This window comes from Kytococcus sp. HMSC28H12, from assembly GCF_001816045.1.
Taxonomy (GTDB): domain Bacteria; phylum Actinomycetota; class Actinomycetes; order Actinomycetales; family Dermatophilaceae; genus Kytococcus; species Kytococcus schroeteri.
This window is the reverse complement of sequence record NZ_KV824290.1, coordinates 1-9,165: the sequence shown is the minus strand read 5'-3', so window position 1 is coordinate 9,165 and position 9,165 is coordinate 1. Positions and strand designations below refer to the sequence as shown.

The following is a 9,165-nucleotide window of genomic DNA, read 5'->3' as shown; positions in this document are numbered from 1 at the left end:
AACGCCCGCCACCTCCCGGTGGCGGGCGTTCCGCTGTGTGGTGCGTCCGTCAGGCGCTGGCGCCCAGGTGGACCACCGAGCGCAGGGTGCGCACGGCCACGTTGAGCGGGGCCACGCCCGGCTCGTCGATGGCGCGCACGTCCTGCAGCATCGCCTCGGTGCGCTCGATGGTGTGCGCGTTGCGCTCCGCCCAGGCCGACACCCGCTCCTCGGGGGTGCCGTCGGGCTGACCGGCCGTGATGACCCGGACGAGGTCGCGGTGCACGCCGTAGAGGTCGTCGCGCAGCGCGCCGCGGGCCAGGGAGCCCCACCGGTCGTCCTGCGGCAGGGCGGCCACCTCGTTGAGCAGGCGGTCGAAGCCGAACTGCTCGCTGGCCACGAAGTAGACGCGGGTGAGGTCCTCCACGTCGCCGCCGTTCTCATCGGCCAGGGTCACCACGTCCAGCAGCGAGTAGACGTCCAGCAGGGCCGCGGTGGTGCCGGCGAGCTCCTCCGGAACGCCCTGCTCCACCAGGCGGTCGCGGAAGGCCGCGTAGCGGGCGGCCTCCTCGCCCTTGAGCATCTCGGGCACCTTGGGACCGACGGCCGCCACCGACACGCGGAACCGCTCGATCTCGGCGCCGATGTCCATGGAGGCCGGGCGCGAGCTGACGAACCAGCGCATGGCGCGGTCCAGCAGGCGGCGGAACTCCAGGTACATGGCGGTCTGGGCCTCGGTGGGCACCTTGTTGTCCAGCGCCTCCACCTGCTCCACGAAGCCCTTGAGGTCGAAGACCTCGCGCGCCACCACGTAGGCACGGGCGACGTGGTCGGGCTGGGCACCGGTCTCCTCGAGGGCTCGGAAGGCGAACGTGATGCCGCCGCGGTTCACCATCGAGTTGACCACCGAGTTGACGATGATCTCGCGGCGCAGCGGGTGCTCCAGCAGCTGGTCGGCGTAGTGCTCCTTCATCGGCGCCGGCAGGTAGTCCAGCAGCGTGGAGGTGAACCACTCCTCGTCGGGCAGCGAGCTGTCCAGCAGGGCGTCCTTGAGGTGCAGCTTGGCGTAGGCCACCAACACGGAGAACTCCGGCGAGGTGAGGCCCTGCCCGGCCTCGATGCGGCGCGCCATCTCCTTGGTGGAGGGCAGGAACTCCAGCTGGCGGTCCAGGCCGGCGTTCTGCTCCAGGAACTTCATGAGGCGCTGGTGCACCGGGGCCATGGAGTCCTGACGGGCGCGAGCGTTGCCCAGCAGCACGTTCTGCTCGTAGTTGTCCCGCAGCACGATGCGGGCCACCTCGTCGGTCATGGACTCGAGGAAGGCGTTGCGCTCCTCCAGACCCAGGTCGCCGCGGCGCACCAGCTCGTTGAGCGGGATCTTGATGTTGACCTCCTGGTCGGAGGAGGCCACACCGGCGGAGTTGTCGATGGCGTCGGTGTTGATGCGCACCCCGTGCTGGGCCGCCTCGATGCGTCCCAGCTGTGTGGCGCCGAGGTTGCCGCCCTCGCCCACGACCTTGGCGCGCAGCTCCGAACCGTTGACGCGCAGCGCGTCGTTGGCGCGGTCGCCCACCTCGAGGTCGGTCTCGGCGGTGGCCTTGACGTAGGTGCCCACGCCGCCGTTCCAGATGAGGTCGACCGGCGCCTTGAGCAGGGCGCTGATGAGCTCGTTGGGGGTGAGCTGGTCCACGCCCTCGTCCAGCCCCAGGGCCTCCCGCATCTGGGGGCTCACCGGCACGCTCTTGGCCGAGCGCTCGAAGACGCCGCCGCCCTCGCTGATGAGCTCGGGGTCGAAGTCCATCCACGTGGTGCCGGGCGTCTCGAAGAGGCGCTTGCGCTCGGCGAAGGTGGCCGCGGCGTCCGGGGTCGGGTCCACGAAGACGTGCAGGTGGTTGAAGGCACCCACGAGGCGGATGTGCTCGGAGCGGAGCATGCCGTTGCCGAACACGTCACCACCCATGTCGCCGATGCCCACCACCGTGAAGTCCTCGGTCTGGGTGTCGTGGCCCATCTCGCGGAAGTGGCGCTTGACCGACTCCCAGGCACCGCGGGCCGTGATGCCCATGGCCTTGTGGTCGTAGCCGGCGGAGCCACCGGAGGCGAAGGCGTCACCCAGCCAGAAGCCGTAGGCCTCGGAGACCGAGTTGGCCAGGTCGGAGAAGGCCGCGGTGCCCTTGTCGGCGGCGACCACGAGGTAGGTGTCGTCCTCGTCGTGGCGCACCACGTCGCGGGCCGGCACGACCTCGCCCTCGACGAGGTTGTCGGTCACGTCGAGCATGCCGGAGATGAAGCGCGTGTAGGCACGCTTGCCCTCCTCCACCCAGGCGCCGCGGTCGACGGCCGGGTCCGGCAGCTGCTTGGCGAAGAAGCCGCCCTTGGAGCCGGTGGGCACGATGACGGCGTTCTTCACCATCTGCGCCTTGACCAGGCCGAGCACCTCGGTGCGGAAGTCCTCCCGGCGGTCCGACCAGCGCAGGCCACCACGGGCCACCGTGCCGAAGCGCAGGTGCACGCCCTCGACGGACGGTCCGTAGACCCAGATCTCGAACATCGGGCGCGGCTGCGGCAGCAGCTCGATGTCGCGCGGGCTCAGCTTGAGCGAGACGAACGGCTTGGGCTCGCCCTCGGCGTCGGCGACGTAGAAGTTGGTGCGCAGGGTGCCGCGCAGCACCTCCACCAGCCCGCGGATGATGCGGTCGTGGTCGAGCGAGGCCACGTCGTCCAGCAGGCGGCCGAGCTCGGTGAGCGACTCCTCGGAGACCTCGCGGCGCTCCTCGACGCTCCCCTCGCGGGCGGGGTCGAAGCGGGCCTCGAAGGCCTCCACGAAGGCGCGGGCCACCTTCGGGTTGGCCGTCATCGCGCCCTCGATGTAGGGCAGCGAGAAGTGCGAGCCGGCCTGGCGCAGGTACCGGGCGTAGGTGCGCAGGATGACCACCTGGCGCCAGGAGAGGCCGGCGGTGAGGCTCAGGGCGTTGAGCAGGTCGGACTCCGCGGCACCGCTCCAGGTGGCGCTGAAGGTCTCCTCGAAGCGCTGGGCCACGGCCTCGGCGTCGCCCTCGGCGCCCTCCCACAACTCGGCCGACGCGGCCCGCAGGCCGAAGTCGTAGATGCGGGTGGCGGCAGCGTCGTCGCGCAGGTGGTAGGGGCGCTCGTCGATGACCTCGAGGCCGAAGTCGGTGAAGACCGGCAGCAGGTCCGACAGGGTGGCCGGGCCGCTGCGGTACACCTTGAGGCGTCGGTCGGTGTCGGCGGCCTCGGAGGACTCGTCACGGTAGAGGTGCACCGCCACGTCGTCCTCGCCCAGGCCCTCCAGGCGCCCGAGGTCGGCCAGCGCCACCTCGGGGGCGAAGTCCTCCTTGTAGGACTGCGGCAGGGCGGCCAGACGGTGCAGCAGGCCCCCGTCGTCGATGCCGTTGGTCTCGCTGATGTGGGTGACCTTCTCGTCCCAGGTCTGGGTGGCCTCCAGCAAGTCTCGCTCCAGGGTCTCGGTGTCGATGTCGCCGAAGTCCTGCCCGGAGGGCAGGCGCACGACGAAGCGCAGGCGCGCCATGGCCTCGCCGGTCACCGTGGCGGTGAAGTCGACGAGCTCGGTGTCGAAGTAGGTGCGCAGGGCGTCGGTCATGGCCGAGCGCACCTGGGTGTTGTAGCGGTCGCGCGGCACGTACACCAGCAGGGTGACGTAGCGGCCGAACTCGTCGCGGCGCAGGATGACCGACGGGCGACGGCTCGAGCGGATCCACAGGACCTCGTGTGCGATGGCGTCGAGCTCCCCGGCGGACGCCTGGAAGACGTCGTCGCGGGGCAGGTTCTCCAGGACGGCCAGCAGGTCCTTGCCCGAGTGGCTGGTGCTGCCGAAGCCGGAGCGCTCCATGATCGCCTCGGCCTTGTCGCGCACCACCGGGATGTCGCGCACCGACGCGGAGTAGGCCGAGGAGGTGAGCAGGCCCAGGATGCGGATCTCGCCCACCACGGTGCCGGCCTCGTCGAAGGTGCGCACGCCCACGTAGTCCAGGTGGGCGTCGCGGTGCACGGTGGCGCGGCTGTTGGCCTTGGTGACGGTCACCGGGCGGGGCTCGCGCGCGGTCTCGCGGGCCTCGGGGCGCATCGTGGTGACGTCGTGCGAGAGCGCACGGTCGCCGCGCAGGATGCCCAGGCCGGAGCCCGGCTCCGCACGCAGGCCGAGCTCGCCGTCGACCTCGGCGAGCGCGTACTCGCGGATGCCCAGCAGGGTGAAGTGGTCGTCGGCCAGCCAGCTGAGCAGCTCGGCGGCCTGCGTGGCCTCGGCCGGGTCCACGGTCGCCGGCGGGGCGGAGCGGAACGACTCGGCCAGGCGCTCGAGCTCGGCCCGCATCGGCGTCCAGTCCTCCACCGCCACGCGCACGTCCTCCAGGACGCGCTGCAGGTTCTCGGCGATGGCGTCCACGTCGGCCGAGGCGGTGGCCGGGCGCACGGTGATGTTCATCCACGACTCCACGACCTCGCCGTCGGCGAGCTCGTGCTCCGGGGTCCAGACCTGCATGGCCTCGAGCACGCCCTCGGCGGAGCGGCGCACCACCAGCTGCGGGTGGAGCACACCCATGACGTCCCAGCCCAGGCGGTGCAGCTCGTGGATGACGGAGTCCACCAGGAAGGGACGGTCGCCCGTCACCACCTGCACGCCGAGGTTCTCCGGGAGGTGGCGCAACACCACCACGTCCTCGCCGTCGGCGCGGCGGTGCGCGGCCTCGAGGTGCTGGGTGGGGATGTCGACGAGCTCGTCCACCGAGCGGCTCGCGACGTCCGCGTCGTAGACGCGCTTCCAGTAGTGGTCCAGCACGTCACCGGTGAGGAGGCCGTCCGCCTGCTCGGCCCGGGTCCGCGCCTCGGCGACGCGTTCCTCGCGGGCCCGTGCGGACTGCTTCGACTGCTTCTCGGCCGCCGAAGCCCCTCCCCGGGGCGACATGTCGGACTGGCTGGTCATGGGTGAATCATCCTCGTTCCGTGACGTGACCTGGAACCGGCACTCCGCGGTCCCGGGATGACTCTAGTCCCGGGCCCCGGGCCTGTGCACAGGCCCCGACGCCGGCGCGCCCGACTGCCCTAGCCTCCCCCCATGGTCGTTCCCACGCCGCCCCCTGCCGGCCCCTCCGAAGCCTCGCCGAGCGCCCTCGCGGCCCCCCACCGGACCGCCCCCTCGGCGCGGGTCGCGGACCTCGCCGGCGCCCTGCTCGAGGTGCACCCCTGGGTGGGCAGCCCGTCGGCTCAGGCCGCTCTCGACGACGCCCTGCTGGCGGTGTGCGAGCAGCTGCTCGGGCCGCCCACGGACCCCGGCGCCGCTCCCCCGGCGTGGGTGGTCGGCGACCACGGGCGCGCCGACCTCGCCTCGGTGCGTGCCACCGCGGCCCGGCTGGTGCGTACCGCCCACGGGCTTCAGGGGGCCGGCGAGCACCCGGCGGGGGCCGCCGCCTGCCTCGACCTGGCGGGCGCCCTGCACGCCTTCGCCGAGGACCTCGTGGAGGTCTCGCTGCGGCACCGGGCCGCGAGCCCGCGGGGTGACGGACCGGTCGCGCAGCCGATCGGCGCCCTGCGTGCGGCCAAGCAGCTCACCACGTCGTGCCGGCGCGTCACCGAGGCGCTCACCGGGGCACCCACCGACTAGCGTGGGCGCACCCGACCCAGGAGGACCCCCGTGAGGATCGACCACCGTTTCACCCTGCCCGCCGACGTCGACCGCGTGATGGCCATGGTGGCCGACCCCGAGTACGTGGCCGACAAGATCCGCCGCACCGGCGCCCTGGAGCACACCGTGGACGTCTCCACCGACGGCCCCGGGCCCGTCATCCGCACCACGCGCACCATGGCCACCGACCGCCTGCCGCAGGCCGCCCGTCGCCTCGTGGGCAACGGCGTGACCCTCACCGAGGAGCAGGTGTGGGACGCCCCGGCCGCCGACGGGACGCGCACCGGCCGCCTCGTGGTCACCGCCGCCGGGGCCCCGGCCCGCCTCGAGGCCGACCTGCGCCTGGAGCCCAGGGGCGAGCAGACCGACTTCGTGACCACCGGGGAGTTCACCGTGAAGGTGCCCTTCCTCGGCGGCCAGATCGAGAAGCAGGCAGAGCCGTACGTCGGCAAGGTCATCGGCATGGAGGAGCGCGCCTCCAAGGACTGGCTCGCCACCCACTGAGGCCGTCCCTGCGCCGGCGCCCGCCGCACGGGCCCCGCGCACGACGAAGGCCCCCCGGTCTCCCGGGGGGGCCTTCGTGGTCACGGACGCTCGTCCGCCGAGGGGGCTCAGCCCTGGTAGGGGTAGGCCTCGGAGGTCGGGGCGTCGAAGGTCTCCTTGATGGAACGGGCGGAGACCCAACGCAGCAGGTTCAGCTTGGAACCGGCCTTGTCGTTGGTGCCGGACGCACCGGAACCACCGAAGGGCTGCTGGCCGACGACGGCGCCGGTGGGCTTGTCGTTGACGTAGTAGTTGCCGGCCGCGAAACGCAGGGCCTTGGAGGCCTGCTCCAGGGCGTAGCGGTCCGTGGACAGCACCGCGCCGGTGAGGGCGTAGTCGGTGGTGTTGGCCACCAGCTCGAGGGTGTCCTCGAAGGCGTCGTCCTCGTAGACGTACACGGCCAGGATCGGGCCGAAGTACTCGGTGGTCATCATCTCGTGCTTCGGGTCCTCGACCACGACGACGGTCGGGCGGACGAAGTAGCCCACCGAGTCGTCGTAGGTGCCACCGGCCACGATCTCCACGGAGGAGTCGGACTGCGCGGCGTCGAGCGCCTTCTTGTGCTTGGCGAACGCGCGGTCGTCGATGACGGCGCCCATGAAGTTGGAGAAGTCGGTGACGTCACCCATCGGCAGGGCGTCGGTGCGGCGCGCCACCTCGTCCTTGATCTCGGCCCACATCGACTTCGGGATGTAGGCGCGGGAGGCGGCGGAGCACTTCTGGCCCTGGTACTCGAAGGCACCACGCAGAAGGGCGGTGATGACCTTGGCGGAGTCGGCGCTCGGGTGGGCCAGGACGAAGTCCTTGCCGCCGGTCTCGCCGACGATGCGCGGGTACTGGCGGTAGGTGTCGATGTTGTCACCGATCTGCTTCCACAGCGCCTTGAAGGTGGCGGTGGAACCGGTGAAGTGCAGGCCGGCGAAGTCCGGGTCGGACAGGACGACCTCGGAGATGGCCGGGCCGGTGCCGTGCACCAGGTTGATGACACCGGCGGGCATGCCGGCCTCCTCCAGCAGCTCCATGACGAGCTGGGCGGAGCGGGCCTGGGTGATGGACGGCTTCCACACCACGGTGTTGCCCATGAGCGCCGGGGCGGTGGGCAGGTTGCCGGCGATGGCGGTGAAGTTGAACGGCGTCACGGCGTAGACGAAGCCGTCCAGCGGGCGCCAGTCGGTGCGGTTCCAGGAGCCGTTCGGGCTGACCGGCGGCTGCTCCTCGAGGATCTCGCGGGCGAACTGCACGTTGAAGCGCCAGAAGTCGGCCATCTCGCAGGCGGACTCGATCTCGGCCTGGTGCGGGGTCTTGGACTGGCCGAGCATGGTGGCGGCGTTCATGCGGGCGCGCCACGGGCCGGTGAGCAGGTCGGCGGCCCTGAGCAGGATGGCGGCGCGCTCGTCGAAGGGCAGGGCCTGCCACGCGGGGGCGGCGGCCTTGGCGGCCTCGACGGCCTTCTTGGCGTCCTCGGCGGTGCCGTCGTGCAGGGTGCCGAGCACCTTGGCGTGGGCGTGCGGCTGCACGACCTTGATCTCCTCGCCGGAGCCGGTGACGCGCTCACCGCCGATGACGTGCGGCAGGTCGACCGGGTTGCTCGCGATCTCGGCGAGGGCGACCTCGAGCTCGGCGCGCTCCGGGCTGCCGGGGGCGTAGTCCTTGACCGGCTCGTTGTAGGCCTGGGGCGGCAGCGTCACGGCATCCATGTGTTCTCCTTCGGAGGGATGGGGGTCTTCGTTCCACGGGGGTGAACGTCGGGCGCCCCCGCGGTGTTCCGCACGGGGCATCGATCCCATGGTGTCACGCGCCACCTCCCGCGGGAGGCCGCGGGGAGTGCGACGCAGGTCACCCCAGGAGGCGACGCACCTCGTCGACCTCGGCGGCGTCGTACCAGGAGAGCTCCCACGGCGCCTCGGCGGTCATCCGCCCCTGCGAGACCACGTCGTCGCCGAGGTGGAAGGCCGCGACGTCCGCCAGCCGCGCCTCGACCTCGCTGCCCGGCCCGGTGGCCCCGGCCAGGTCGGCGGCGAGGACCACCACCGGCCAACCCCGCTCGGCGGCGTCGTCGGCCGCCGCGTCCATGCCGTCCTCGGCGTCCTCCTCCGCGGGCTCCACACCGGGCTGGCCCACCGTGCGCCAGCCGGCGGCGGGCACCAGTGCTCCCCCCTCGGCGAGGGTGGCGAGCTCGGCGGCGGTGACGGCGGCGAAGGCGCGGATGCGTGGGGTGCGGCTCATGGCGTCATCGTGGCACGCGCTCGGAGACCAGCTCCGCCAGGCGGCCCAGCTGCCGACCCAGGGCGCTGCGCGGGGCCAGCCACGAGACCGGCTCCCCGGCCAGCAGGGCCCGGTCGGCGACGGACCGGTCCTCCGGCAGCACGAGGTCGACGCCCCGCGCCAGGTGCTGCTCGGCGGTGGTGCGCAGCTCGGCCTCCCGGGCGGCCGAACGACGTGCCCGGTTGAGCACGAGCACCTGCGGGGTACCGCTCGCCACGGCGTCCAGGGCGTCCACACCGCGGACCAGCCGCTGGAGGGCCACCGCGTCGGCCCCACCCACGACCACCAGAAGGTCGGCCTCCTCGATGACCGTGAGCGCCAGCGCGTTGCGCCGGGGTGCCCGCGTGTCGTAGGAGAGCACCTCGTCGTCCTCGAGGCTCGATGCCAGGTCGACCACCGTGACATCGGCCAGGAGCCGCCCGGCGTCCAGCACGGCCCGGGCCGCGGACACACGGACCTCGGGCCAGCGGTCCGCCCGGCCGATGCCGGTGAGCACCCTCAGGCCGGGCCGCAGCTCGCGGGCCACTCCGGCCAGGGCGTGCAGGTCGAGCCGCCCCTCGTCGGCGGCGCGGGCCGCGGCCACGAGACCCGAGGCGTCGTCGAGCAGGGCGAGGTGCTGGCCCAGCCCGGGGGCGTGGGTGTCGCCGTCCACGAGGAGGACCTCGTGGTCCGTCCCGAGCCGGGCGGCGAGCTCCAGGGCGACCGTCGTGCGCCCCGGA

6 protein-coding genes are annotated in these 9,165 nt (G+C 72.6%); 2 read left to right on the top strand and 4 right to left on the bottom strand.

The window, feature by feature from the left end:
- Positions 1-49 precede the first annotated feature (49 nt).
- On the bottom strand, positions 50-4,939 hold the full coding sequence (locus HMPREF3099_RS01735; RefSeq protein WP_070703475.1) for an NAD-glutamate dehydrogenase: 4,890 nt from the start codon (positions 4,937-4,939) through the stop codon (positions 50-52).
- 132 nt (positions 4,940-5,071) lie between these two features.
- On the opposite strand from HMPREF3099_RS01735, the gene HMPREF3099_RS01730 reads away from it, so the two are divergent.
- Both HMPREF3099_RS01730 and HMPREF3099_RS01725 read left to right on the top strand, forming a co-directional pair.
- Positions 5,072-5,617: a hypothetical protein gene (locus HMPREF3099_RS01730; protein ID WP_070703474.1), complete on the top strand. Its 546-nt coding sequence runs from the start codon at positions 5,072-5,074 to the stop codon at positions 5,615-5,617.
- A 30-nt stretch (positions 5,618-5,647) separates the two neighbouring features.
- Complete coding sequence (locus HMPREF3099_RS01725; RefSeq protein ID WP_083323401.1) at positions 5,648-6,142, top strand: DUF2505 domain-containing protein; 495 nt, start codon at positions 5,648-5,650, stop codon at positions 6,140-6,142.
- A gap of 107 nt (positions 6,143-6,249) precedes the next feature.
- Here the strand turns inward: HMPREF3099_RS01725 and pruA are convergent, their stop codons facing one another.
- From pruA to HMPREF3099_RS12680, 3 genes are all read right to left on the bottom strand, one after another.
- Complete coding sequence (gene pruA / locus HMPREF3099_RS01720) at positions 6,250-7,878, bottom strand: L-glutamate gamma-semialdehyde dehydrogenase (protein WP_070703473.1); 1,629 nt, start codon at positions 7,876-7,878, stop codon at positions 6,250-6,252.
- Positions 7,879-8,017: 139 nt separating this feature from the next.
- Positions 8,018-8,407: a hypothetical protein gene (locus HMPREF3099_RS01715; RefSeq protein WP_070703472.1), complete on the bottom strand. Its 390-nt coding sequence runs from the start codon at positions 8,405-8,407 to the stop codon at positions 8,018-8,020.
- Between the two features lie 4 nt (positions 8,408-8,411).
- On the bottom strand, positions 8,412-9,165 hold a 754-nt coding region (locus HMPREF3099_RS12680), incomplete at its 5' end, for a CpaE/TadZ family protein (protein ID WP_371327500.1).